The following is a 26205-nucleotide window of genomic DNA, read 5'->3' as shown; positions in this document are numbered from 1 at the left end:
TTAGGTAAACTATGAGTCCTAGACTGATCATCTATGTTGTCTCGAGAATTCGAGACGAGTTCCACAAACATCTCAACGCGGAACTGAAGGAAAAAGGCCTGGGTGCCATTTCGACGACACACGCGGATATTCTTTTCGCTTTGATCAAGAAGAAACGGGCCCAGATGCAGGAAATCGCCAAGATGATCAACCGGGACAAGTCCACGTTAACCGCTCTTGTTGATAAACTGGAGTCCCTCGGTTACGTAGAACGGATTCGGGATCCGGAAGACCAAAGAATCGTACATCTGGAATTGACTCAAAAAGCATTCACCGTACGCCCCGTTCTGCTCGGAATTTCCCGATCGTTGGTCAACAACTTGTATAAGGGATTTTCGGAAACGGAAAAAAAGGAATTGGTCCGTCTTTTGGTGAAACTCTACAACAATCAAAATCCGGATGGGGCCAACGCCGATTTGATCCAATGACCGAACCGGAGATTCGTTGGGATTGGATTTCTTGGATCGCTTCTTGGACGGGAGGATGGATTCTCTTCTCTCTTTCCTCATTGCATTTTTATTGGGCCGCGGGAGGGAACTACGGAAAAAACCGTGCCGTTCCCGAGTGGAAGGGGAAGCCTGCGTTCGTTCCCGGAAAAATTTCCACGCTTGCGGTCGCCTTACTCTTGTTTGTCGCTTCCGTTCTTCCGATCGGCTGGAAACTGCGCTTGTTTCTTCCGATTCCGGAACACGTCGTTCGATACGGAATTTATTTTTTATCCTTTGTTTTTCTTTTGAGAGCGATCGGCGACTTTCGTTTTGTCGGTTTTTTTAAGAGCGTTTCCGGGACCGATTTTGCGGAAGCGGACTCTATATTTTATTCCCCCCTGTGTCTGTTTCTTTCCGTTTGTTTGTTTTTATCGACGCGTTAATCGAAAACGAAACGATATTAGGAAGTCGGGATGGGATCTCCTACGTTTTTCACGAAATTCTCCCCGATAACATCGGCCTGCATCCGCCCGTTTTACGCGAAATCGTGTGAGTTCCCACACGGACCCGGGAGAACTTTCCCGAATCCCAGTTTTTTCAGGAGTTCCTACATTTCGAATTTTTACTAAGAATTTATTTTCCATTTGATAAATTGCAGGGATAAAATTCCATTCTCCACGCATGAAATCCAATCCAAAATTCTCCGACAAACTCCGCTACCACTTCGACAACTTTATGTCCAGAGGAGGAGGTTCCGTATTCATCGCCTTGATCACGCTGTTTCTGGTCGCATTTTTACTGTTATCGATCGTTCGTCTAATCGGCGGACTGATTTTCCCGGACGAATCCGTACACGGATCGGGTGAATTTCTGTGGAGGGTGTTTTTACAGATCTCCGACGCGGGTGCCGTGGCGGAAGACGGAGAATCCAATTGGTTCAACAAAACGACCGGAATACTCACCGTGTTTTTAGGATTGGTTCTTTTTTCGAGTTTGGTCGCGTTCATCACCAATCAATTCGACCAAAAAATCCAGGATCTACGTAAGGGCAAAAGCGACGTATTAGAAAATGATCATACGATCATTCTTGGATTCGGAATTCGAGTCGTGGAAATCGTAAAGGAGCTGATAGAAGCCAACGAGTCGGAGTCAAGAGCGGTCGTAACGATTCTCGCCGAAGAGGATAAGGAGGAAATGGACGACTACCTCGCGGAAAATCTTCAGGAAAGAAAAACCACCAAGATCATAACCAGATCGGGAACGCCGTCCAGCCTACACTCACTGAGAAAAGTCAACGCCGGAAAAGCGAAATCGGTATTGGTCCTCAATTCGTCCGGAGACGAAGATTCCAAAGAAGGAAGAAACATCGGCGACGCCAAGGTTTTAAAGACCTTGATGGCCTTAGTCGCGTTAGGCGGATCCGAACGCGAACTACCTCCGATCGTAGCGGAATTATATAGCGAAGACAATCGAAGAATCGCGCAGGAATTATCCGATTCGATCCAGGTAATGGACGAAAGAACGATTCTCTCCAAGTTGTTGGTTCAAACATCCAGAACCTCCGGACTCGCGGTCGTATATTCCAATCTCGTGGGATTCGAAGGGGATGAAATATACTTTTATAAGCCGACATCCGGATGGGGTGGACTGAACTTTCGGGAAATTTCATTTCGGTTTAACGAATCGGTCCCTCTCGGATTTAGAAAGGAGGACGGTGAAATTCTGCTCAATCCTTCCTCCGATTACGTACCGGAAAATTCGGAGGACGCCGTATTGCTCGCGGAAGACGATTCCAAAATCCGCTATTTAAGTTCGGCCGTTGCGTCGCCCAAAGACTTTCCTCAGCCGAAGAAAAAACGGAACAACCCGGTAGACAAACAACTCATCGTAGGTTGGAACTCCAAAAGCCCTCTGATCGTGGAAGAATACGCGAAATTCGTTTCCCCCGGATCCACCATCGACGTTCTCGTAAAACAGATCGACGACGAATTCAAATCCTCCATGGTCAGACTTAAGAAAAAATATCCGAAGATCACGTTACGCTCCTTTCAAGCGGACCTCTCGCAGGAATCGGTGATGAAACGACTCGCTCCCGAATCTTACGATTCCGTAATATTCCTCGCCGAAGAAAAGGAGAATATCGAGGAAGTGGACGCACAGACGATATCGTTACTATTACGCTTTAGACAATATTTCAAACGATACGCGTTCAAATCCGGCAATCAACCGAACACACAACTCATCACCGAAATCATGAATTCCGAAAATACGGAAATCGTTCTTGAAACCGGCGTAAAGGATTTTCTGATCTCCAACCAGTTCGTATCGAAAATGATGGCGCAGGTTTCGCAGGAACCCGACGTTATGCGCGTTTACGAAAATCTATTCAGCCCGGAAGGAAGCGAAATCTATCTTAAACCGGCCACCTTATATTTCGAAAATCTACCGATCACACTCAGCTTCGCCGATCTGGTCGGAGCCGCGCTCAAACGGGGAGAAACCTGTTTCGGAATTCGTATCGCGTCCGAGGAAAAAAACGAAGAATGCGGATACGGCGTCCATCTCATCCCGGAAAAAGGTGATTCCTTCCGAATCACGGCGGAGGATGCGCTGATCGTATTGGCGGAAGATCAAACGTAAAATCGGAAACGATCGATCTCGCTCCGATCACGGCACAAATCATCCGTAAACCAAAGCGCGCCGATTTTCGGTTTTTCGAAAAAAAAAATCGAAAATCGGTTCGAATCCCTGACCGTATCCCGCCAATCTTCATATAATTATAATAAGACATTACGTTTTTCGAATTGTAACCATATTAAATCGATCATAGAAAGAAATCCGAAGAACAACTGGTTCAGGTTCAACAAGCGAATATGAAATCAACTAAGACTTCTCCTCTTATCGTCTTCTACCTCTTCTTGGGAATCCTAAATTGTAAAAACACGGGGAATGATTTCGTGTTTGGAAACGAAGCGATTCAAAAAATTCAGGAAGAGATCCGGATCATTTCGACCTATGAAACGGTCGGACTTCCGTCTCTTGTTCAAAACTCCTCTTGCAATACGGGATACGGAACCGCGACAAATCCGCCGGAACGTTTGGATGACACGGAACCGAACGACCTCTACGCAACACCACAAACGTTCGATTTCAATCCCTCCCGAAACCCCTTCGCGGAAATAACCGGTTCCATAGAAGCGAACGGAGACATCGACGTATTTCAAATACGAACGAACGCAACCGTAGGAACCGTATCGATCCGATTCGAAAGAAACGATCCGGACCAAGTCGAACAAACGATTTGCAGACTGAGCACTGGAACCGATGAAAGCGCGAACGGATCCGGTTTTCCTTCCGGATTTTTTTCGGACCTACCTCCGAATTCCCCGCAAACACTGGAGGTCGGAAGCGAAACATTCAATTTCGCTTATATAGGTTGCGAAGGAATGCCCGGTCAAAGTTATCGTATTTCTCTGGCAGAAGCGAGTTATGTGGAAATGGACCGCGCTTTTGCCGCCAATCTTCGTTTTTTGAACGCCTTAGCGGCTCCGGTAAACTTTACGACGGCCCTAAAATTGGAACCCGACGCAAAATACACTCGAAACTCGCTGGACATTTGTGTGGAAGAGATCCATGACTCGGGATACGTTTTGGCGGCTTGGAATTACAACGTACAAATGACGGAACGTTGTATAACGGACGTAAACTCGTACGAATACGCTCGGATTTTACTGTTGTATTCCTCGTGTAAACTCAAACACTCCGGTTTCGAAAATCTCGACAAAATATACGGAACGGATTCTATCTAAGGATCGCCGTATTCAGATAGTTTAACAACGGTTGTAGAATTTTATACGACTCCACCGCGTTTTTGACGAAATTTTTGGAAAGAACGTCTTCGTCCTTCAGTTTTTTCTCAACGATATAACTCGTAAATTGGATCCACTCCAGATCGGGATGATCTTTAGCGAAACCTTTGGGAGCCGTCTTTAATTTCATATCGGAAAGACCGCCGAACTCCGAGGCGAACCGTTTTTCGGAAACGATCTTCTTTAGTTTTTTAGAATCTTCTAATATATACTCGCGCACTTTACGCAAAGTCTGCGAATCGGGCATATAAAGACCGCCGGCGAGAAAGGATTCTCCGCCGGGTTGAACGTGCGCGTAAAACAACGGACGACCGAGGTCCTTGCCGGAAGAGCCGATACTCGCTCCGAAATTGGTCTTATACGGCTCCTTATTTTTGGAAAAACGCACGTCCCGATGGATCCGAAAGATACATTTTTTAGGATCAACTCCCGCCAAATCGGGGTTAACTTTTGCAAGTCCCACGATCAATTCCGCAACGACGTTTTCGAAATCGTTTTTAGCGGTCGTGTAAAGATCCTTATGGGAATCGAGCCAAACCTTATCGTTGTTCTTGGCCAGTTTTTTGAGAAAATCGAGAGTGGATTTTTGCAACATGACAACCTTCGACTGGGAAGCATCGATTTCTCCGCACTTACGATCAAGTCAAAATTGACTGAGATCAAACGGGAAACGTTTGTTCGAAGATGGAATCGATCGCGGATACAATCGGAAGTTCGTGCAGGGAATTGGAATGTGCCCGCCCAAGATCGGCGACCGATTTTTTCAGTTCCTCGCGCACCTCGGGTCGGAGATTTCTAAAGTCCGGAACCAAAAGCGAATTCAAGTCTCCCGGCTCGGCTTTCCACAATCCTCTCGCGTATTCGCGTCTTCTCGTTTCAAGATCGAGTTTGGATCGGGAGGAAATCAGATACGCGTAAACGAGATCGACCCATTCGTCCATCCCGGGCGCGGGATTAAATCCGTGAAAGCAGGTCAAGTGCGCGACGTCGCTGAAATTCCGAAGAATCCTGATTTCGGTTCGATGAAAGCTGGACGCCAGAATCGGACAAGAGCCCTTCGCTTCCTGGGTGTACCAATTTTTTCTTCGGGAAGGCAAAAATCTCCTATTCACTCCGCGTTTCAGCCCTTGTTCGAGATACCTGCGCAGTTCGGGTGAATCGTCCGGATTGAGTTCGTTTTTAACGTCCAAAAGCCAGACCTTCGCACCCTTACGACTCAACTCCTCCCAATCGGATCGAAGGAATATTCTATTTCTTGCATATTGAGATTTTGGAATACATGGCTTGAAGTATTTTTCCGGAATCCCGGTTTCGCGGACCATGGTTTCGGTGAAAAGAAAGAAATCGTTGTCTCCCGTGGCGATCCCTCGCGTGAATTTTCCGAACTCCAACAAAGGAATTTTTGGACCGGTCGTTTCCGATTTTTCCGCACCGAGGGCGACGTCCATTCTCGATTCGAGACGATGAAAGATAGGACTCCACTTCGCCTCCGGATCGGGAAATTCGATCCATTCGGTTTTTATGGAATCGATCGAAACGGAAAGCCTTTCCGATTTATCGGAAAAAAAACCAGGTTTCAACCTCGTCCATAAAAAACCCGATGTTCCCGTTTTACCCGAATTCTCCAGAAGAAGAATACAGGAACTCGTTACGGCTTCGTCAAAGAGACTGTCTTGGGGAGAAAGCAAAAATAAAGAATGAATCAGTCCCGACTTTTGTAGCGCCGTTTTGATGAATACTCCGTAACCGGAATTGAAAAAATCCTGCGGAACCAAAAAGGCCCCTCTTCCACCGACCTCGATCAGATCCAAACATTTCAGAAGAAAAAAAACGTAAAGGTTGGCGGTTCCCGGAAGTCTTCGATCCAAATGTCTTCCGAAACGAAAATTCAATTCGCGAGAATATTCCTTATCGCTGATCTTTCTATAAGGAGGGTTGCATAAAATGACGTCGAATTTTTGTTCGGAGTTTTCGAGCAAAAAATCCCTGTCGTGAAATTGAAGCGAACTTTTAGCGGAGATGCCGTTTTCCAAAGTGGAACGACTTGCTTCCAGACACTGAACGTCTAAATCGAATCCTACCCAATCCGCTTCGATCTCGGGTCGTTTATCAAGTAGGCTTTTAAAAAAAACTCCGTTTCCGATCGCGGGATCGAGTATACGTTTGCGTTCTCCCGAAAAACCTTCGAGACGTTTCGCTCCAAGAACCCAATCCACTAGGAAGTCCGCAACTTTTTCGGGAGTAAAAAACTGACCTAAAAATTTATTTTTTATTTTTCGATTGGCCTCTTGAGACATTTATACCGTACAAATCCGAATCATTCGTCGTTCCAACGAATTCGATTTTTCTGATGTAGAACGGATTGCTTACAAGCTAACAGCCGTTCAATGGCAAAAATTTCAGATCCTGAGAACCTAACAACCAGTAATTTATTAAGCGAAAATTACCCGTGTTAGGCGACGTTCGAGTATACTACCTGCTGTCGAAATATTCTTCTCTTGTTAAAATTTATAAAATGATTCGTATACGATAAGATTAAACGAAGTCCCGAAAAGGAATCATATTCCGCTTCTTCGTCGTACACGTGTTCATTCTTTCGCGACGACCTCATGTTGCGATAATCCTATGTTATATGAGTTTCTCCGTTTATAAATTTCATAATTTCAACAAACAACGTGCGATAACGTATACTTCGTCGCAAGAGGGCTTTGATCTTGAATGTCTTTTTAAAAAAAAGGAAATTATTAGGAATGGGAAATCGGAAAGGAATTTCCGTTTCCTTTTCGGCGACTAACGCGGAGAATACGGGGCTAAGAACTTAAAGCCCGGATTTGTCCGAATTGTCCTTGGAGCCGCCGATTCGTTTTAATATGAGACTTTCTAATCCGTCTAACTTGTGTTTGCGGGCCTCTTCCAGACAAGTGCGTCCTTGAACGTCCGCGATGGAAGGATCGGCTCCCAGCTCCAGGAGTTTTTCGGCCAGAGCCGATCTTTTTCTGACGATCGCCTGTAACAGAGGAGTGATTCCTTCCACGTTTCTGTGATTGAGATTGGTGCCCGATTTCACCAGGAGTTCGGCGATTCTCAGATCGGGATTGGGCTCTTCGGATAAATAGTGGAGTGCGTTGTCGGCTCCGGCTTGTATCGTTTTACCTTCCACCGTCTTTTCGTGAAGGCGACTGGTATAATCCGGTTTGGCCTGATTCTTGAGTAGGAACTCCACGATCGAAAAACTTGCGGAGGAATTTCCAGCACCGCTCGCCAGAAAGAGGGGAAATTCTTCCGGATTTCCCTTGTCGAAATTCACGTCGGCACGATTGTTCACGAGAAACTGAACGAGGACAAGATTGGAATGACGAATAGCGAGGTTCAAAAGCGAGGTCGGTTTTTCGGAGGTCGAGGTTTTGGAAACGTATTCCAGTTTCGCCCCGGATTCGATCAATCGTTTTGGGACCGCGAGATCGTCGATGTCCAAAACCTTCACATCCAAAAGCCCCGATAAACTTTCCATAAGAACGGAAATTCCATCCTTGTCCTGGATGTTCACGTTGGCCCCTGCGCGAATCAGCACTTCCGCCACCTCGGGTCGATGATCGGCGATCATCAGCGCGGTTTTCCCTCTCGAATCCGCCGCGTCCACGTTGGCCCCCGCCTGGAGCAAGATCTCCGTTTTTTTAGGATCTCCTTCCTGAACCGCTCTGAGAAACTCGCTATCCAAAACCGGATCGGCGAACAGAAAGACGGGAAAAAAGAATAGAATCGATGGGAGTAGATTGAGTTTGGAAACCATTTTCGTTGTGTAAGACCGTCTTTCTTTAAGGATCGGATCACCGTTCCGGATCCTGATCCACATTTTTTCAATCCTGATTTTCCAGGAATCCGAAAAAGTCCTTTTTTATATCTTGACCCGAAGTTCGGGAGGGAGTTCCCTCTTTGATTTCGGAGTGCAACGATGTCTCGCCCCTTTTCAGAATATACGTATTATGACGCAATCGGCTTAGCGGAGCTTGTACGGAAAAAATCGGTTCATCCTTCCGAACTCGTGGAGTCCGCGATCGAACGAATTGAATCCATCAACCCCGGTCTCAACGCTGTCATCAGTCGTTTTTACGACGAAGCGAGAAAAACCGCGAAATCCAAACTTCCCGAAGGACCGTTTCGAGGAGTTCCTACGTTAGTCAAGGACCTCATCCATGCGATCGAAGGTGCTCCTTTGACTTCCGGGTCGAAAGCGTTTCGAAATTATATTTCTCCCCAGGATTCCGAATTCGTCAAACGTCTGCGCAATGCGGGAACGATTTTTTTAGGTCAGACGAACACGCCGGAATTCGCGCTGATGGGGATCACCGAGCCGAAATTTCACGGACCCACTCGAAATCCTTGGAACCTGGAACGGACTCCGGGAGGTTCTTCCGGAGGAGCGGCGGCCGCGGTTGCCTCCGGAATGGTTCCCGTAGCAACGGGTTCGGATGGAGGAGGATCGATCCGAATTCCGGCCGCCTATTGCGGGTTATACGGTCTCAAACCTACACGGGGGAGAACTCCGGTAGGGCCCTATGTCGGAAGATATTGGCAAGGAGCGTCCGTGGATCACGTTCTTACGAGAACCGTCCGCGATAGCGCGGCGTTTTTGGATGCGCTTTCCGGAATCGAATCGGGGGGCGCGTTTTCTTTCGACGCAAAAACCGGATATCTCTCCGAGATCAAAAAACCGCCCGGAAAACTGAGGATCGCATTTTCGACGCAGTCTCCGATCGGAACGCCGGTGCATCCGGATTGTATCGAGTCGGTTCTCCACACCGCAAAACTTCTCCATTCTCTCGGTCACAAAGTGGAAGAAAAAGAAGCGCCCGTGGACGGTAAGGCGATCGGTCGCGCGTTTATCACGATGTATTTCGGAGAAGTCGCCGCGCAGATCAAAAATCTGGAAGCGATTTTAGGACGAAAAGCGAGAATGGGAGACGTCGAATCCGTTTCTTGGATTCTCGGACTTTTGGGAAGAACGGTTTCTGCCGGAGAATTCGTTCTCAATCTTCAGGAATGGGACAAGGCGGCGATCGCGATGGAAACCTTTCACGAAACGTACGACGTTTATCTCACACCTACGACCGCAATGCCTCCCGCAAAAATCGGAGAACTGGAACCGAAGGTCGGAGAAACGATCGCGATGCAGATCGTCGGTCGATTGGGTTTGGGGAGAATGTTGCTCGCCTCGGGGTTGGTGGATCAACTTGTAGAACAAAGTCTTTCGAGAACTCCGTTCACACAACTCGCCAATCTTACGGGCCAACCTTCGGTTTCGATCCCGATCGGCCAAACCGCGGATCAACTTCCTTTGGGATTACAGTTCACCGCTGCAAAAAGAAGGGAGGACATTCTCTTTCGTCTCAGCGCCCAACTGGAAAAGGCGGCGCCTTGGTCCAATCACAAATAAGGAAAACCGATTTTAGTCGGTTTGTTCTGCGTTGTTTGTGGGATGTCGTGGGATGTCGGATCTCCGTATACGATTTGCGCGTGGTTTTTTTGCGATGTGCGATTCGGGGCGGAAAATAGTATTCTGAGTGAAACGGTTCCATTTTCCGATCTCCATTTTCGGGAAGATTTCGGAACGTAGATCCGTCCGGAAGGAGATCCTACGGAGAAACGATCCTTCGCGTGAGAAAAAGAATCGCCGTCACTTTCGTTTTGCAAACGGTACACGAGTGTTCTTTGAAAAGTGTGGGAACTCCCCCGCAGAGAAGGAATTCGGTTTTGATTCGGATGTAGGATCTCCTCGAAAGGAAGACGAAAATAACTCTTGCTTCCGCCGCTCCAGTTCGCGACTCTGAAGGACGTTCTATGATTCCCGTTTTATTGATCGGTCTCGGAAGAATTTCCTCTCTGCTCGAAAAGGACCCGTTACGCAAACATCCCTGCACACACGCGGGAACGATCTTCTCTCCTTGGGGAAGAAAAAAGTTCCGACTGATCGGAGCGATCGATCCTTCTCCGGAAAAACGGGATCGGTTTTGCAAAGATTGGAATATTCCGAAAACGGAATGTTTTTCCGACTTCCGGGAATGGACCGAGCGAGTCCGGTCCTCCGACAGAAACGTAAAACGTAGGAACTCCCCCGATGCACAAAACTCAAAAAATAAAATCGTGGCCGTTCCGATTCCGGAGACGGGGAGTTCCTACGAACTCCGGAAAAAATCTCCGTCTCTGCGGGGGAGTTCCCACAAACTTTCCGATAAAATCGACCTTCCCTCTTGTCTCGTCGTCATTGCGACCCCGTCCGAAACCCACTACGAACTTTCCCGCGATGCGATACGGTTCGGGTTCCGACATTTGCTCGTGGAAAAACCGGTCTGTCATACGGTCTCTCACGCCCGAAAACTCGCCGAACTTTGTCGTAACACCGGCGCCGATCTTCGCGTCAATCACGAGCGCCGCTATCATCCGATGTATGCTCGGGTTCGCCGATGGATTCAAAACAAAACCTACGGTCCGGTACGAACCATCCGCGCTTCCGTCCTCACATCGGCTCGTGCACCGGGCCGGGCGATTCTGGACAAAACCGGCCCGCTCTTCCACGACGGAACACACGCCGTGGATCTATTGACTTGGTATCTCGGAATGCCGGAATCGATCCGTTCGGTTACAAGATCGTATCCGAATTCCCCCGTGGAAGAACAAGCCTTGGCTCTGATGACCTACCCGGACGGAACAACGGTATTCTTGGAGGCGGGAGGAATGCGGAATTACTTTCAGTTCGAGTTGGACATCCAAACCGAATTCGCCCGGATTTTGGTCGGAAACGACGGAATTTCTTTTTGGAAATCCAAACCTTCCCGCAAATACAAAGGATTTAATAGTTTGACTCCGGTTCCGATTTCGGAAAAATCTTCCGCAGGCTCGAATCCGTTTTTGAACCTCTATGATTCACTCTTTCGGAATATGACCGGAAAAACTTCCGCGATTACGGGAGATATGGAGGAGAATCTGCAAATCCTCGTTCTTTTGGACAAGATCCGGAGAGGAGCCGAAAAAAGAATCCTAGAGGTTTAGAAATTCCGACCATGCTCGTTTCTTCCACGACAGGAACAACCGAACCTCAGGACCTTCCTTCTTACAAACGTCACGGAAGCTCCTGGCGTTTTTGGAACGCGAGCTCCTTCGTTTGGAAAAAAATCTGGTCCATAGTCTGGTTTTTTAAATTAGGAAGAATCGTATTCCCTTCCTACCGAAAACCGAATCGTCAAGAAGCGTATTTTCATTCGTTAGGCGAAGATTGTAGGAACTTCTTCCTATCCATGGGAGGAGTTTACATCAAACTCGGACAATATCTCGGAAATCTATCGCACGTATTTCCGGATTCGTTTACGGAATCCCTACAAGAACTGCAGGACAGAGTTCCCCCGCATCCGTTTTCCGAAATCGAGGAACGATTCCGCACCGAATTCGGAAAGGAAATCACCAAAGTATTTCCGGACATCCAAAGCGTACCGGAGGCAAGCGCCTCCACCGCGCAGGTCCACGTCGCATCCGTCGGAGGACAAAAAGTCGCGATCAAGGTTTTGTATCCCGGAATCGAAACACTCATCGCCAACGATCTCAAAAACATACGCTCCTTTCTCAAACGGATCAACCGATATCTCTTTCGATTCGAATACGGCAAAATTCACGACGAAATCACACATCTTGTCACGAGGGAAACCGATCTTCAACTCGAAGCCGATTCCTACGATCGAATGCGACAGTTTTTCGCGGAAGAACCGGACTACGTATTTCCCAAGGTGATCCGACAATTTTCCGGAAAGAGCGTGCTGGTCACCGAGTTTGTGGAAGGAGTAAAAATCACGAAAGCGCAACCCGTTCTCAAAGGGCAGGCCAAATCCCGACCCGTGGAATTATTGGTCCGCGCCTACGTATTGATGCTCTTTCAATATCGATTTTACCACGCGGATCCTCATCCGGGAAATCTGATCTATACTCCCGATGAAAAGTTATGTTTTATCGATTTCGGGGCGGTCGGAGAAATGCCTTCCGGCGGAGTGTATGCTCTCAAAAAAATCCTTCTTTCGGGAATCGCCAAAGACTACTATGGAGTCGTGACCGGATTGGAGGAGATCGGAGCCCTATCTTCGAGCGCCGATCGCGATAAACTCGAGGAAGTGGTCCGCTATTCCCTCGAAAAGTTGGGCCGTTTCGTATCGGATACGGATTATTTCCGGAACCTTTCCCTGGAACAAATACATACGAGAGAGGACCGATTGTTTCTCAAAGAGATCAATTCCAGTCTCAAGGAAATTTTCAGGATGATTCAGATCCCGGAAAATTTCATATTCCTGGAACGGGTATTGGGCTTATTGGTAGGGATCACCGCGATCTTAGATCCCTATCGGACCGTATTGGACTACGGCGAAAAACCGTTCCGGACCGTCGCCTCCGGAAAAGAAGGCGGACTGGAGTCACTTTTGTTAAACGAAGATAAAAATTTATTAGGAAACACCTTATCCATTCCTGGAGAATTTTATAAAGTACTCCAAAACATCAACCGAGGAAAACAAGGAATCCAACTCGTCGAGGTAGAACGACATACCCGGAAGATGTACGTCCTCGGACATCAGATCCTGTATTCCGTTTTCCTGATTGCAGGAATTCATTTCGGAAATTATTATCTCGAAAAAGGAATGGAAATCCAAAGCTGGAGTTTTTTCGGAACCTCCGGATTTTTCGGACTTGTACTGCTCTATTCGTTCTGGAAGAATAAACTAAAAAAGAAAGGAAACCCCTTGTGAAATATTTCGAAAAACCGTTTTTGGACGTGTATCGCCCCTTTTACCTCGGCTTCATTTTCGTGGGAGTCATCGTCGATCTAACGACCAAGTTCCTCGTGATCCTGTATTTCCAACCGCATCGTTATCTGGAAGTGCTCGGAAATTTCTTTCGAATGACGTTGACCTTCAACACCGGATTCGTATTCGGATTGTTCCAAGACAACGCATTACCTTCTCTGCTCGCAACGGGAATCGCGATCGTATTTCTGATCGGATATCGTTGGAAGAACCACGACCTCGGAAATCCTTGGGGATGGAATTTGGTGATGGCCGGAGCGTTCGGAAATTTTCTGGATAAATTTTTCGTAAAAATTCCGGGGACGGGGTTCCGACTCGGTTTTAGTCCCGGCGCGGGAGAATACATCGGAGTCGTAGACTTTCTCGATTTCGACTGGCCGGACTTTCTGCTGTTTTCGAGATGGCCCGCCTTCAACTTCGCCGATTCCTGCGTGACGATCGGACTTACGATTCTCATTTTTACGATGAAACTCGAAGAGGAGAAATAAGTTTTTGAAGGCATTGGATCTGCCCATCTGGAAAAAGATCTTTCGCAGAAAAGAGGCCAACAATAAGGAGATCATACAATTTCTCCGCGAGACCTCCGTATTCGGAAGAATGAAAAAAAGGACCCTGATCGAAATCGCGAGAATGGTCCACATACGCGAATACCAGGAGGGTGAGACCGTGTTCCGACAGGGAGAAGTGGGAGCGGGATTTTATCTCGTCTACGAAGGATCGGTCGTAATTCGGTCCGTGCGCGACGGAATCGAACTGGATCTCGCGCATCTGGACGCCCACGCTTTTTTCGGAGAACTTTCCTTATTCACGGAGGAACGAAGAACCGCGAGCGCCATCGCCTTGGAACAAACCACGTTGCTCGGTTTTTTCCAACCCGATCTCAAGGAAATCATAGAAACCAAACCTCGGATCGGAATCGAAATTCTGATGAGTTTGTCCACGGTCATAGTGGAACGACTTCACAGAACGAACGGACTTTTGGAAAAGGCGTATTTCCGGGGAAAACAAAAGAATGCGTAATTCCGAAAGACGGGAACTTTCCGAATATTTCATACGGACCAGTTTTTTTCTGATCGTGATTTTCACCATCGTAGTCTCTCTTTGGGGATTACAACTACTCGCGGTTCCCATGGTGATGGCTCTGTTGATCTTTTACGCGTTCAACGGAACGATCAACAATCTCGAAAGTTTCGGAATTCCTCGCATCTTGTCGATAGCGATTCTTATGTTGTTGATCTCGATACCGATTTATCTTTTCATCAACTCGGTCGCACCGCCGATCGTGTCCACTCTCAATCCTTTGTTGAAAAACTGGAAACAGGATCTCGACGAAGCGAAATTCAAATATCTGACGGTAACGGTCAATCTTCAGTTCAACGAATTTCCCGCGGGTTGGAACGAAACGATCCGGCCCGACGAACTCATCAAGAAGATCGCGGATCTGATGCACGAGCAGGTAAAGGGATTCGTATCGTACGTTCCCACTCTGATCGGATATATGATCATCACTCCCTTATTCGCGTTCTTATTCCTGTTAAACGGAAACGGAATGTATAAGAATTTGATTTCCCTGATCCCGAACCGATATTTCGAAATGGCTTTGATGGTCACGTATAAGATCAACGAACAGTTGACCAATTATCTCAAAAGTCTTATGATACAAGGAGCGATCATCTGTATCGTATCAACGATCGGGTTTTATGCGATCGGATTGCCTTATTTCTATATCTTCGGATTGTTTTTGGGAGTGGCCAATTCGGTGCCTTACTTAGGTCCGATCATGGGAGCCGTTCCTCCTTTATTTTTCGCGCTCGTAATCGGAGGAAATACGACGACGGATCTGATGACTTCGATATTGATCGTGGTATTGATCGCGCAGATCATCGATAACTTTCTGATACAACCCATCGTCATTTCCGGATCGGTGTCCCTTCATCCGATCGTGGTGGTGGGAGCCGTCACCGTCGGAGGGGCGGCTCTCGGGTTGGTGGGAATGTTGATCGCCGTTCCGATGGCGGCGATCCTAAAAGTAACGCTACAGACCTTATACAGTTCGATGAAGGATCACAACCTTTTGTAAACGCGAACCCCTCCTCGGATCCCGCACGCAAAAACCGTCAGTGGGTCGCGTCCCATTGTTGTAGAAAATCCACTAAGGCTTGCGGCGTATTTACCGGACCGCCTATCGCACCGGTCTGATCGCGGCCGTTCACCCCGTGGCAATTAGCGCAGACCCTGATTTCACCGGGACGAAAGGAAACCCAAACTTGCTCCTTTACGACGGGATGGGAGCCCTGAGCGACCGGACCGAGGGCTTCCCAGGAAATCGCACGATCCGCGGGAACGATTCCCACGATCGAACCGTCCGGAAAAATGCGAAATCCGTTGTCGTTTAACAAAGGAGTTCCCGCGAGATTTCCGTTTTCGTTTAACAAAGACGCTCTCAGGGTCGCATTGGACAAACGGGAAAGTTGTGTCGGCAACACTCGACGCCCGTTTCTACCGTCTGCGCCCCTCCGTAGTTCGGCCATAAACACCTGAAAATTCTGCAAGTCGTATAACTTATGACCTTGGGCTGGATCGTAATCGGGAGCGGTGCTCGCATTCGCCGTGCCGAAAACGCGGAGGTTGAAAGGCTGTTGCCGATCGGCTGCGTCGCGTTTGGTGACGTTGCGAACCACGAACATCGCGAGGTTTCTTTGTTTGAGATAATCCTGGAAAAAGGGAACCGAGATCCCTTGGTTCTGAAAAACGTTTCTCTCGATATCGGGAAGACTCGCGACACGAGGTGTCGGAATTTCCCGAGGAACGACTTCCACCGGAGAAAGTTGCCAGCAAGGACCGGAATAAGAACGTTCCTCGTCCGGAGTAAAATAACGCACGTTACACGGAATCGATTCCGTAAGATTGACCACGGGAACGTGATACTCTCCGAATCGTTCCAATTCCTTGATCTGAAACTGCGGCCTATCCGTAAGAGTATTCACCGGAGGGGAATGGGACGCCAACAAAACTCCGCTGCCGAGCGCGACCGGATTCCGAAACAAACCCGTATGACCGGCCGGCGGAAAAAAATCGGAGGGAGGATTTCTTGTGGAAGGATGCGTAACGTGTTCCGCGTAGATACGATTTGCGCTTTTACCGGGTTCGGCGCAGAACCTACCGATCTGACCGGCTCCGTACGAATCGAAATGATGTGCGTTCGTGAAAAAATAACAACCCGGTTCGTTCGGATCTTCGCTCGATTGCATCATCTGTTCGAAAGGTTTAGAAATCACTTCTCCTAAATTCGGATCGGCATTGGCCTGGGAAACTTCGATGGTTCGGTCGGTAATAGCGGGATCGTTGACGATCATCCGAGGTTGATAATAGTGGAGCTCGTGCGCTCCGAGATGATTGATGGTCAAGACTTCCGTACCGTCCTCGTTCATCTCCCAGGTGATGAAATGTTTCACGAGCGATCGTTCGTAATGAAGCGGACCGGCCGTCCACTGATCCGGTCTTTCCTGAGGAGGATAAAACGGTTCTCCGTTATACAAATCCCGAACCGTATCCCCGGCGAAATTATAGTAGGAATCCAATACGAGCTCGGATCCCGAGCCCGCCGATTCGTTGAAAAAATTCCGTGATTTAGCGGGAAGAGAATTCGGATCGAATCCGATCCCGGTTCCGTTGGTTTGTCGGTAACTAAGAAAAGCCGCAAGGTCGGAATTCGCAAAGATATCCTGTTGCGCGTGTTCCCAAACCGTAAAGATCAATCTTCCGGAACGATCCAATCTAAGATCGAAAGCTCCGGAAGGAGTATGATGCAGATGTTTTAAATCTCCGCCGACGGTTTGCGGATCGATACTCCAAACTCCCGTGTTCGTCGGAGTCAGTTCGTATTCGTCCAAAGCCGGATACAACGCTTCGGCTCCTGCGGGAGGACGATCGGAGATAAAATGAATCCTAGAACCCGTGCCGTAAACCGGATAAATATTGTTAAACGAAGCGGGTTGTCCGGGGATTTTACGAACTACCGCCGTATCCGCTTCGCCCAAACCTTCCACCTCGTAAATCTGCCAACGGGACGCGGAAGGAGTCGCATTGTCGAATCGCGCTTTGGAGCCTCCGATCAACATGCTGAACAACGCCTTCTTTCCGCTCCAATGAACGTTCGGGTCTCGCACCGCGATCGATTTCTCGCCTTGAAAGACGTCGGAACTTCCAAAACCCGCTTCCCCGGTAAGATTCCGGATTCTACCTCCTGGAAAACGGATCATCAAATTACCACCGCGCGGGACGTCCGTCATTCCGGTAGTGTGATTCGCGAAAGTCATCGCTACCGTACGAAAATCCTTACCTGGAACGGGAACCTGGGTCACGAACAGGATCGGGGTGTTCGTTTTAGGCTGACGGAAAAAAGCGCCTAACACCCCTAAGACGCTCAGGTCGAATTTCTCGTCTTTACAAACCTCTCTCCGGATCGAAAGTTCGTTGATCTTGTCGTAAAGCGGAATTTTACACAAAAGACGGTCTTCGATCATACAACGAGAGTTGGAAACGGCGACAAGGGAAACGAAGACGAAGAGCCCGATTCTTCGGAAACTATGATAATACGACATGGGAAATTTTTTCCTTTGAAACGGGATAGGACCGGACCTATCTGAATTTATGTCGTTTAATAATACGGAAGTTTTCTAATATTGTAAAGTTGTCTCGTTACTCGAAAGGACCGATTAACTACGAAACGGCGACGGTTCGTTCCGAACGATCCCGGTTTTTATCGAATCAGACGGAGTGGGAGGAAAACTCCGCGATTTTACGGATGAACGTTTCCTTTTCGGAATCCTTAAAAACGGATAAGGGAATCGGGATCGCGGAAAGGGAGGTCACGTACAAAAATAGATAACCGTCGCCTTCTTCCACGCGATTGATCGATTTCAGGGAATGTCGAAAGAGCCCGGATTCGTTTTGTACGATCAAAGTATCGTCGGACAAATCCAAATTCTGGACTCCGATCATACCGTTATTTCTTCCTTCCCGAAGGAGGTTCTTCACGTTGTTCTTCAATCTCCAAAAATACAGCTTATCGGAAAACAAAAACCAAAAAATCCCGAACAAAAACAAAGGAGAATTCCACAGGAAAGAAGTCGCGTCGAGTTGCTCCCGATTGAGAAACAAAAAAACTACGACGACCCAAATCGGAATCAAAAACCGAAACAGGATTCTTCTTCTGGTAGTGAATTTCGAATTTCTAAAATGAAATACGTTGAAGTTTACGATGTCCTGTTCGTTTAACGTGAAGCTGAGTTTCATAAGGACGTTTCCTTTTTTAAGAAGAGTGCGGGCGATATCACGAAGTAAAAACATTCGAGGGAGGTCCGATTTGCGTATTGAAACTCGCTCCGATGAGAAAAAGAAAAATCTCCCTTTAAAAATTCCCGTTCAAAAAAGACCGTTTACTCCGTTGACGATGACCGTTTTCAGGATCTCTTTTTGTTTTTCGGATTCCGCGACCTTCCAGTTGACTCCGGAAGAGGTCGCGAGAAGGCTCCTGCCGATCCCGGTTTTTCCCAAAACGGAGCCGACCCCCGTCGTCCTCGCGATCAAAGTTCCGTATCTGGCGGAAAGTTTCGCATAACGTTCCAAATCCAGAGCGTGTGTGGATTCACTTTCCGAAATAAAATCGCAATGAAACAAAAGATTAACGTTCTGGGATTTCAGTTCTTCGAAACGATTCGAATCATCGATTTCTTTTCCGGCGGCGATCCCGAAACGAAGCCCCCCCATGATGAAGATACGCTCCCCGTCTCCCGCAACCGCCCCGGATTCGAAAGGAGCGAGATTTTGTTTATCGTACCAATCGGCGACCACGACTCCTTGTATAATGGGAACCGAAATCCTCAAAATCCCCGCGTCGTCTTTTCGGAATACCGAACCGCCGATAATTACACCTTTATAATATTCCGATATTTGCAACAACTCGTCGATGTAGAATTTGGATTTCGCCGAGGATTGATCCGGGTTCGCGCCGGATTCGTAAAACGGAAAGTATTCGGGCAAAAGGAGAAAGTCCGATTTTTCCTTGTTCAACTTTCCCTTTAAATCCTCTCCGATCGGACGATTTAAATCCTTTTGAAATAGTGTAACTTTTACGGAAGCCAACGATTTTTCCGCGATCCGCCGTCAGTCGCCGAGAATCGACGGATCCACTCCGAGGGAATCCGCGTCCAAATTCTCGTTTGCTTCCGCGGAAGCCGCACCGCCCGCAGGAAGTCCCAGATCGGACTCGCTGGAGGATTGTTCCGTTTTGATTCCGAATTCCTTTTCCATATCCTCCGGAGAAAGTTCCGTAACTCCTCCGAAAAGATCTCCGCTTTCCAATCTTCCCGCAAACGCGATTGCGTAACAATACGCTTCCATGATACACTGTTTGATCGGTTTTTTATTCAGACGTCGTTTGGATTCCATCAGATCGAAGGTCATCAACTCTTCCATGTTCGTGACCACTTCCTTTTTGGTCTTCATGTCCGTGATGAGTTTTTCAAGGATCTCGGAAGTTTTTTCCACGAATTCCTTAACCGTCACCCGAACGTTTCTGGATTGTTGACTCCGTTTGGTTTCGAGGGCGCTCGTCTTTTTGGAAGCCTCGATGTAATTGGCTCCCGGGTTTTTAAGATGGCTTTTGAGTTCTTTATGATATTGATCGTAGATCCGGAACTGTTCGATCGAAGCCCGAGTGGTTTCGTAAAGATCGATCATCTTTTCCCGATAATCCACCTTGGCTCCGTTCACGATCGTGGGTTTGATCTCTATCTTTTTGGTGGTCATGACGAAAGAGTATTCCGTGTCGAATTCCCGAAAAAACAACCAGGTCAAAAACGCCTTGTCCGAAGCGGGAATCAGATCGTATTCTCCGCGAGGATCGTGTTTTTTCCGGAGCTGATCCAAAGGAAGCATACGCATCAGTTTGAGACCGTATTTTAATTCCTTGCTCAGGGATTCTTCCGGATTGACCTCTTCCTTTTTTTCCTCTTCGGGGGCCGCCTCTTCCTGCGTCGCTCCGCCGGAAATTTCATCCAGCTCTTCGCCTTGTTGTCTCTGGCCCGGTTTTTCTTCGGGGACGATTCCGAGAACCGATTCCATCGTATTGCTGAGCAAGGGGATGTTTTTATTTTCGTTCCGTAAAACGGTCAGATAGAGTTTATCAAAGAGGGTTCCGAATAGATAATCGAATTCCTGAAGTGCGCGTTTCTTTTTGGTGTTGTAGATGCTGGACGGTTTTCCTTCCAACTTTTCGAGAACCGCATACCCCAAAGTCACCGCCTTGACGTAACTTCCCTGAAACGGATAAACGTAGTATAACTTTCTAAAGATGGAATAGAGCGGATCCCGGATTCTGGAAATTCCAACGGGAAGATCGGGAGCCGCGTTATGCGGTTCTAGGACCTGATTGATTTCCCCGTTGTCGTAAAGTTTGTGCATACGTCCCAGAAGTTCGATGTAGATCGGATTTTGAGCGTCCAGTTCCTTGGCGATTTTGGCGGCGTAGGCGGGATTTCCGAGTATGTCGTTGCCGACGAAATTCAATTCCAGAAGCGCTTTTTTACCGGAGAGGTTAAATTCGGAAAGGAAGGAAGGCAACAACTCGGGCGATGAAAACCCGGTCACACGACCCAACCAACATTTGACTCGAACGGAGAAACGATTGATGAAGTTGCCCATCTCGTCTTCGAGAGCCTTGCGGTCCCGGGCGCTGGGGCCTCTGGATACGGCGCCTCCCCCTTTGTTACCGGAGCCTCCGGAGGAACGTCCTCCCCCGGAAGAAACGTTTCCGGAGCGGGACGAAGAAGAATCTCTTCCACCCGCCTGACTTCTTTGTCCTTGGCGAATGTTCGGGGCGGAGGATTTACGATCGCCTTCGTCTTTTTTCTTATCCTTTTCGCTGACGACCTTGCCACCTGCGGATTGGAATTTATCGAACATTTCTTTCCTGGCCTTATCATCCAGGTTGTTCACTCCGATGGAACGTTTCGTTTTATCAAACTCGGCCATAACGTAATCCTTACCAATTCCGCTCTACAGTTCAAATTCGCAGTTCTAGGAAATAAATCAAGAAAGATACTGATCGATTTTACTTCTTGACAGACCTTTCTTCCGGGTGTTTTTTCGATCTGATGATCATCCGAAGCGAGATACGGGAGAACCACATCGTTCTTGGCGTTCTTGAAGATATTCTGATGGATAATTCTAGGGATTTCTACTACGAATTCGAGGAATCCGTCAAAACCGGAAATCCGGAAATCATCAGCTTTTTTCTCGGGAAGGTCAAATTCATCGACTCTTCGGGAATCGGCATCATCATCAAAGTCAGAAATCAAATCCGCGAAAAAAACGGAATCGTGAACATATTCGGACTCAATAAATCGCTCAACTCGGTGTTTCGACTCTCGGGATTGGACAAAATTGTGAACCTTTATACCAACGAAGAGTTTCTAAGCAAGTATCCGCTTTTTCAAGAGTTTGTGGATCAAAATTCCAAATGAAACGTCCCTATCCAATTGTATTCTTAGTTTTGCTTTTATCCTTAGTTCGATGTTCCTGGGTTCAGGAACGGGGAATTTTTTTCTGGTCCAGGGCGCACAATCTGCTCTACAACTCGGAAGAAGTTGCGTATTTTAAAATCAGCCCTTCCCGAATCGATCAGTTTGACGATCTCGTCACCCCGGGACCGTTCGCACATCCGAATTTGTCTTCCGAAAAGTGGAAGGATCTTTTGGGAAATTTGAAATACGTAAAAAAATCCTCCCTCGGTTTTTTTACGGATCACGTTTTTTCCGACGGAGAATTGGAAATCATAGCAAGAGATCTTCCCTATGTGATCCAAGCCCTTCCCGACAACAAACTTTTGGTTCTCATTTCCAAATACGACGACATCCAATCGGTTGTCTCCACGGAGGAACTGACGACCGCCTTGATCTGGGGCGAAAAAAGTCGGGTGAACGTGGTTTTCGGAAAAATCAAACGAGAGATCATCAACAAGGAAATCGGTTTAGACTTTTCTCTTTGGACCGATATCAAACCGATTTATCTGACCAACGTTTCGGACGGAACGGAAATTTCGGATACGGGAGCGGTTCAGTTTCAGATGGTTCGTAATATTCCGAACCGAAAGTGGATCGTATTTCCGACGGACCAACTGGATCAGTACAAATTCAAACCCCGCAAACGAAACGAAATCCGCAGATTGACCGACGAAAACGATCGTCCCGGCGGTTGAAACAGACGTTTCGACCCATTTTGCGTTTCGATTCCTCGTTTCCTCCACCAACCCGTTCCGAATTTCAATCCCGATTTCGAAGCCTTTGACGGTTCGAAATCGGTTTTGTCGTACGAACGCCGCGATCGAACCCGTCCGTTTTTTTTCCGGACGCGACGCGACGCGTTTTTCGGATAGGATGTGTTTTTCTATTTCGATGTCGGAGGACCGTTGGATCGGGTCCGGGCTAAACCAAGGAAAGGTTTTCCCGGAGAGGGGGTAGCGGAAAACGCGAACGCGTTTGGAGCGAGGGGGAGACGTCCCCCGCCACCCAATTCCCTCTCCTCCGAAACTTGGTCGCGACGAAAGAGGGATTGGTAGGTTTTGTTTCGATTATCCGACGACGTGTTTACAACGCTCGCAAAGATCCCCGTCTTTCGGAGCGGTATGTCTCCAACAACGAGGACATTCTCCTTGACTCGGTTTTAAAACCTTTACGGAGAACGTTTCGTTTTCGTACGACGAGAGGACTTCCAGCCCGGGATTGTTTTCGTGTATTTGGGAAACCACGAAAAGGAGTTCCAACGTTTCCTTGGGAATCCGTCCGAAACCGATTCCGTTTTTCACGACGACTTCCAATCCTGCTTCCAGGGACTTTCCGAGTTTGCCTTCCTGTCTCGCCAATTCCAGCGCCTTTTGAACGGCTTCCCGCGCGTCCAACGCCGGCTGAAAGGTTTCTTCCAGGGAAGGATTTTTCCAAGATCGGAGATCGGGAAAATTTTGAAAAAAGACCGATTCTTTTTTTCCGCTGGAAGCCCAAACTTCCTCGGCGGTAAAACTCAGGATCGGAGCCGTAAGAATACATAACGTTTCCAGAATATGCTGCAACGCCGTCGCGGAAGAACGTCTCGTTTTGGAATCCTTCGCGTCACAATACATCCGATCCCGAATCATTTCGAAATAATCCTGGGACAAGATCACGGTGCAGAAGAGAATCAATTTCTGATAGATCTGATGGAATTGATACGTGTCGTAACTCTGTACCGCCTCTTCGACGAACTGCGCCAGCTTGGAAAGATAATACCGATCGATCTCCTCCAATTCCTCGTACGGAAGATTCCGTTCCGGATCGTGCCCATGCAAATTGCCCAAAAGATAACGGAACGTGTTGCGGATCTTCCTGTATTGTTCGGAGACGATCTTGAGGGATTCCTTCCCCACCTTGATATCGTCCCGAAAATCCAAGGAACTCACCCAAAGTCTGAGAATGTCCGCGCCGTAAACCTGAATGATGTCGGTCGTTGGATCGATTCCGTTTCCGAGCGACTTGGACATCGGCCTGCCCTTTTCGTCCAGAACGTAACCGTGTGTAAGAACCGTTTTGTAAGGAGGAATTCCCCGGAGCGCCATCGAAGGCCAAAGAGAGGATTGAAACCATCCCCGATGTTGATCCGAACCTTCCAGATAAAGATCGGCCGGAGGTTCGTCCTTACGTTCACCTAACACCGCAAAGTTGGAAACTCCTGAATCGAACCAAACGTCCAGGATGTCGTTTCCTTTTTTGAACGAGCCCTTTCCGCATTTCCCGCACTTGGCCCCCGGAGGAAGAAGCGTCTCCGCTTTTTCGGAATACCAGATTTCGATCCCCTTTTTGCGGACCAGATCGGTGAAGAAGCGGATCGACGTCGTGTCGATATGGGTTTCTCCGCAGGATTCGCAGACGAACGCCGGAATCGGCACCCCCCAATTTCTCTGACGAGAAAGACACCAATCCGGTCTGGTTTCCACCATGGAACGGATTCTTGTGATTCCCCAAGAAGGAATCCATTGCACCTTGTCGATGGCGGCGAGGGATTTTTCGCGAAGTTCGTTGAAATCCATCCTAAAAAACCACTGCGGAGTTGCGCGGAATATGAGTGGTTTTTTGCTTCTCCAGCTATGCGGATACGAATGTTCGAATTCGCTGTGATGAAGAAGTAAGCCCTTCTCCTGTAATAACTTGATGATTTCCGGATTCGCGTCGAACACCTTCGTACCTTGCATCAAAGGAAATTCGTCCGTGTATTTTCCGTAATCATCCACGGGAGAATACGGCTCCAAACCCGCAGCAAGCCCGACTTTGTAGTCGTCTTGTCCGTGACCGGGCGCGGTGTGAACACAACCGGTTCCGGCGTCCAATGTCACGTGATCTCCGAACAAAGGAATCGATATACGATCCAGAAACGGATGTTGAAACTTCAAGGAGGTTAGTTCGTCCGAAGAGACCGACTTTACTTTGTGAAACGAAACACCGGTCGCGTTAGTCACCTTTTCGACCAATCCGTCGGCGAGGATCAGTTCCTCCCCGGAATCCGTTTTAAAAATGGAATATTCAATTTTTCTGTTAAAGCAGATCGCTAGATTGGCGGGAAGAGTCCAAGGTGTGGTCGTCCAGATGAGACAGAAACGGTTTTTTTCGCCGACCACCGGAAACTTGACGTAGATCGAAGGGGAAACGTGCGGATAATATTCTATCTCCGCTTCGGCGTGTGCGGTCGCGAGATCGATGGACCAATAAACCGGTTTTTTACCCCGATACACGTAACCCCGGGAGAACAATTCCCCGAAAACCTCCACGATTTTCGCTTCGAAATCGGGAGACATGGTTTTATAAATTCGATCCTCTTCCCAAAAACAAAGAAAACGGGAAAGGTCTTCGCCTTGTTTGCCCACGAACTCTTCCGCATAACTTCTGCAGAGTTGTCTGAGTTCTTCCGGTCCGGTTTCCCTCGCCTTTTTACCAAGGTTTTTGAGGACCTGCACTTCGATCGGAAGACCGTGACAATCCCAACCGGGAATCATATCCGTGTAGTATCCGGCGAGGGATTTGGACTTTACGATCGTATCTTTCAGGATCTTGTTGAGAGAGTGACCGAGATGGAAATTTCCGTTCGCATACGGAGGACCGTCGTGAAGTACGAATTCCTTTTTCCCTTTTCTTTGTTCCCGCATCTTCCGGAATACCTGATCGGTTTTCCAAGAACGGATCTGATCCGGCTCGCGTTTCGCAAGATCGGCCTTCATGGGAAAATCGGTTTTCGGAAGTAATACCGTGGAGGAGTAAGGGTTTTCTTTTTGTGTTTCGCTCATATTTGTATCAATAATCTATCTTTGTTTTGGGAAGGATCGCTTGTAGTTTATCCGCGTCCTCTCCCCTTAATGATGTTTTTTTAATATTCAATCTTTTTAATCGAGTCAGATTTTTCAGTTTCGTGTAATTCGAAGGAAGCGATTTGATGTTCCGATTGAGATTCAAATCCAGCTCCTCCAAACCGGTCAACGAAGCGAGTATCTCCACGTCAGTTTCCGTCAGAGACAGTTGATTCTGATCCGCGTAGATCGTCCGGATTTCCGGTAAAAATAGGAATTCGGAAGGGAACGTTTTAAAATCGTTGCTTCCCATGAGAATTACGCGCAACCGTTTGAGTTTGGAAAACGAGGAAGGGAAGGCGGAAAGATCGTTTCCGAAAAGATTGATCTGTTCCAAATTTTTGCAGTCTCCGATCGTTTCGGCCAAGGAGGAAAGGCTGTTTAAACGCAGATCCAGACGCGACAGATTCGGAAAAGAGCAAATTCCGTTCGGAGTAGAAGTCAATTTTTGCATTCCCAAATCCAAAACCGTGACCGTTTCGGGACTCGCTTCCGCGTCCTTCAGGATTTCCTCCGCGTTTTTTTTACAACTCGAAAAGAATACAGCACACGCCGTGATAGCCGCGAAAACGAAGGTTTGTTTTCGTAAAGAAATTTCCATT

20 protein-coding genes and 2 pseudogenes are annotated in these 26205 nt (G+C 47.8%); 13 read left to right on the top strand and 9 right to left on the bottom strand.

The window, feature by feature from the left end; all coding sequences use genetic code 11:
- Window positions 1–11 precede the first annotated feature (11 nt).
- The 4 genes from EHQ17_RS16605 to EHQ17_RS16590 all read left to right on the top strand — a co-directional run bounded on the left by EHQ17_RS16605 (window position 12) and on the right by EHQ17_RS16590 (window position 4276).
- Window positions 12–467 (top strand): MarR family winged helix-turn-helix transcriptional regulator, encoded by a 456-nt coding sequence (locus tag EHQ17_RS16605; protein WP_135589907.1) that lies wholly within the window; start codon window positions 12–14, stop codon window positions 465–467.
- Window positions 464–910 carry a DUF3995 domain-containing protein gene (locus tag EHQ17_RS16600; RefSeq protein ID WP_135589908.1) on the top strand — a complete coding sequence of 149 codons (447 nt, stop codon included), beginning with the start codon at window positions 464–466 and terminating at the stop codon, window positions 908–910. The genes EHQ17_RS16605 and EHQ17_RS16600 overlap by 4 nt, the downstream gene beginning before the upstream one ends.
- Before the next feature lie 238 nt (window positions 911–1148).
- A complete protein-coding gene (locus EHQ17_RS16595; protein WP_210414557.1) occupies window positions 1149–3107 on the top strand; it encodes a CASTOR/POLLUX-related putative ion channel in 1959 nt (652 codons plus the stop codon).
- 233 nt (window positions 3108–3340) lie between these two features.
- Window positions 3341–4276 (top strand): hypothetical protein, encoded by a 936-nt coding sequence (locus EHQ17_RS16590; protein ID WP_135589909.1) that lies wholly within the window; start codon window positions 3341–3343, stop codon window positions 4274–4276.
- Here the strand turns inward: EHQ17_RS16590 and EHQ17_RS16585 are convergent.
- The 3 genes from EHQ17_RS16585 to EHQ17_RS16575 form a co-directional block, all read right to left on the bottom strand.
- Window positions 4269–4931, bottom strand: coding sequence for a DUF2461 domain-containing protein (locus EHQ17_RS16585; protein ID WP_135589910.1), 663 nt, complete (start codon window positions 4929–4931; stop codon window positions 4269–4271). The genes EHQ17_RS16590 and EHQ17_RS16585 overlap by 8 nt on opposite strands.
- A 64-nt stretch (window positions 4932–4995) precedes the next feature.
- On the bottom strand, window positions 4996–6633 hold the full coding sequence (locus tag EHQ17_RS16580; RefSeq protein ID WP_135589911.1) for an HsdM family class I SAM-dependent methyltransferase: 1638 nt from the start codon (window positions 6631–6633) through the stop codon (window positions 4996–4998).
- Between the two features lie 521 nt (window positions 6634–7154).
- Window positions 7155–8126 carry an ankyrin repeat domain-containing protein gene (locus tag EHQ17_RS16575; protein ID WP_135589968.1) on the bottom strand — a complete coding sequence of 324 codons (972 nt, stop codon included), beginning with the start codon at window positions 8124–8126 and terminating at the stop codon, window positions 7155–7157.
- Window positions 8127–8288: 162 nt separating this feature from the next.
- Between EHQ17_RS16575 and EHQ17_RS16570 the strand changes: the two genes are divergently transcribed.
- From EHQ17_RS16570 to EHQ17_RS16545, 7 genes and pseudogenes are all read left to right on the top strand, one after another.
- A complete protein-coding gene (locus tag EHQ17_RS16570) occupies window positions 8289–9770 on the top strand; it encodes an amidase (protein ID WP_135589912.1) in 1482 nt (493 codons plus the stop codon).
- Window positions 9771–10174: 404 nt separating this feature from the next.
- Window positions 10175–10400: pseudogene (locus EHQ17_RS20445) on the top strand (gfo/Idh/MocA family oxidoreductase); the annotation flags it as partial.
- 164 nt (window positions 10401–10564) lie between these two features.
- Window positions 10565–11383: pseudogene (locus tag EHQ17_RS16565) on the top strand (Gfo/Idh/MocA family protein); the annotation flags it as partial.
- 11 nt (window positions 11384–11394) lie between these two features.
- Complete coding sequence (locus EHQ17_RS16560; protein WP_135589914.1) at window positions 11395–13116, top strand: ABC1 kinase family protein; 1722 nt, start codon at window positions 11395–11397, stop codon at window positions 13114–13116.
- Window positions 13113–13661: a lipoprotein signal peptidase gene (locus EHQ17_RS16555; RefSeq protein WP_135589915.1), complete on the top strand. Its 549-nt coding sequence runs from the start codon at window positions 13113–13115 to the stop codon at window positions 13659–13661. Before EHQ17_RS16560 ends, EHQ17_RS16555 begins: the two co-directional genes overlap by 4 nt.
- A gap of 4 nt (window positions 13662–13665) precedes the next feature.
- Entirely contained in the window at window positions 13666–14193 is a 528-nt protein-coding gene (locus EHQ17_RS16550; RefSeq protein WP_135589916.1) for a cyclic nucleotide-binding domain-containing protein, read from the top strand.
- A complete protein-coding gene (locus EHQ17_RS16545; RefSeq protein WP_135589917.1) occupies window positions 14186–15253 on the top strand; it encodes an AI-2E family transporter in 1068 nt (355 codons plus the stop codon). The genes EHQ17_RS16550 and EHQ17_RS16545 overlap by 8 nt, the downstream gene beginning before the upstream one ends.
- A 37-nt stretch (window positions 15254–15290) precedes the next feature.
- On the opposite strand, the gene EHQ17_RS16540 is transcribed toward EHQ17_RS16545, so the two are convergent.
- The 4 genes from EHQ17_RS16540 to EHQ17_RS16525 form a co-directional block, all read right to left on the bottom strand.
- Window positions 15291–17777 (bottom strand): hypothetical protein, encoded by a 2487-nt coding sequence (locus EHQ17_RS16540; RefSeq protein ID WP_135589918.1) that lies wholly within the window; start codon window positions 17775–17777, stop codon window positions 15291–15293.
- Between the two features lie 166 nt (window positions 17778–17943).
- Complete coding sequence (locus EHQ17_RS16535) at window positions 17944–18471, bottom strand: YcxB family protein (protein WP_167882482.1); 528 nt, start codon at window positions 18469–18471, stop codon at window positions 17944–17946.
- Window positions 18472–18600: 129 nt separating this feature from the next.
- On the bottom strand, window positions 18601–19320 hold the full coding sequence (locus EHQ17_RS16530; protein WP_135589920.1) for a carbon-nitrogen hydrolase family protein: 720 nt from the start codon (window positions 19318–19320) through the stop codon (window positions 18601–18603).
- Window positions 19321–19341: 21 nt separating this feature from the next.
- Window positions 19342–21210 carry a hypothetical protein gene (locus EHQ17_RS16525; protein ID WP_135589921.1) on the bottom strand — a complete coding sequence of 623 codons (1869 nt, stop codon included), beginning with the start codon at window positions 21208–21210 and terminating at the stop codon, window positions 19342–19344.
- 122 nt (window positions 21211–21332) lie between these two features.
- Between EHQ17_RS16525 and EHQ17_RS16515 the strand changes: the two genes are divergently transcribed.
- Both EHQ17_RS16515 and EHQ17_RS16510 read left to right on the top strand, forming a co-directional pair.
- Complete coding sequence (locus EHQ17_RS16515) at window positions 21333–21701, top strand: STAS domain-containing protein (RefSeq protein ID WP_135589923.1); 369 nt, start codon at window positions 21333–21335, stop codon at window positions 21699–21701.
- A complete protein-coding gene (locus tag EHQ17_RS16510; RefSeq protein WP_135589924.1) occupies window positions 21698–22435 on the top strand; it encodes an LA_1326/LA_4305 family lipoprotein in 738 nt (245 codons plus the stop codon). The genes EHQ17_RS16515 and EHQ17_RS16510 overlap by 4 nt, the downstream gene beginning before the upstream one ends.
- A 372-nt stretch (window positions 22436–22807) precedes the next feature.
- On the opposite strand, the gene ileS is transcribed toward EHQ17_RS16510, so the two are convergent.
- Complete coding sequence (gene ileS, locus EHQ17_RS16505) at window positions 22808–25543, bottom strand: isoleucine--tRNA ligase (protein ID WP_135589925.1); 2736 nt, start codon at window positions 25541–25543, stop codon at window positions 22808–22810.
- A gap of 7 nt (window positions 25544–25550) precedes the next feature.
- Window positions 25551–26204 (bottom strand): leucine-rich repeat domain-containing protein, encoded by a 654-nt coding sequence (locus tag EHQ17_RS16500; RefSeq protein WP_135589926.1) that lies wholly within the window; start codon window positions 26202–26204, stop codon window positions 25551–25553.
- Window position 26205 lies beyond the last annotated feature (1 nt).

It is taken from the genome of Leptospira gomenensis (genome assembly GCF_004770155.1).
GTDB lineage: Bacteria > Spirochaetota > Leptospiria > Leptospirales > Leptospiraceae > Leptospira > Leptospira gomenensis.
The sequence above is the reverse complement of the archived record's forward strand: the minus strand, read 5'-3'. Positions and strand labels throughout refer to the sequence as shown.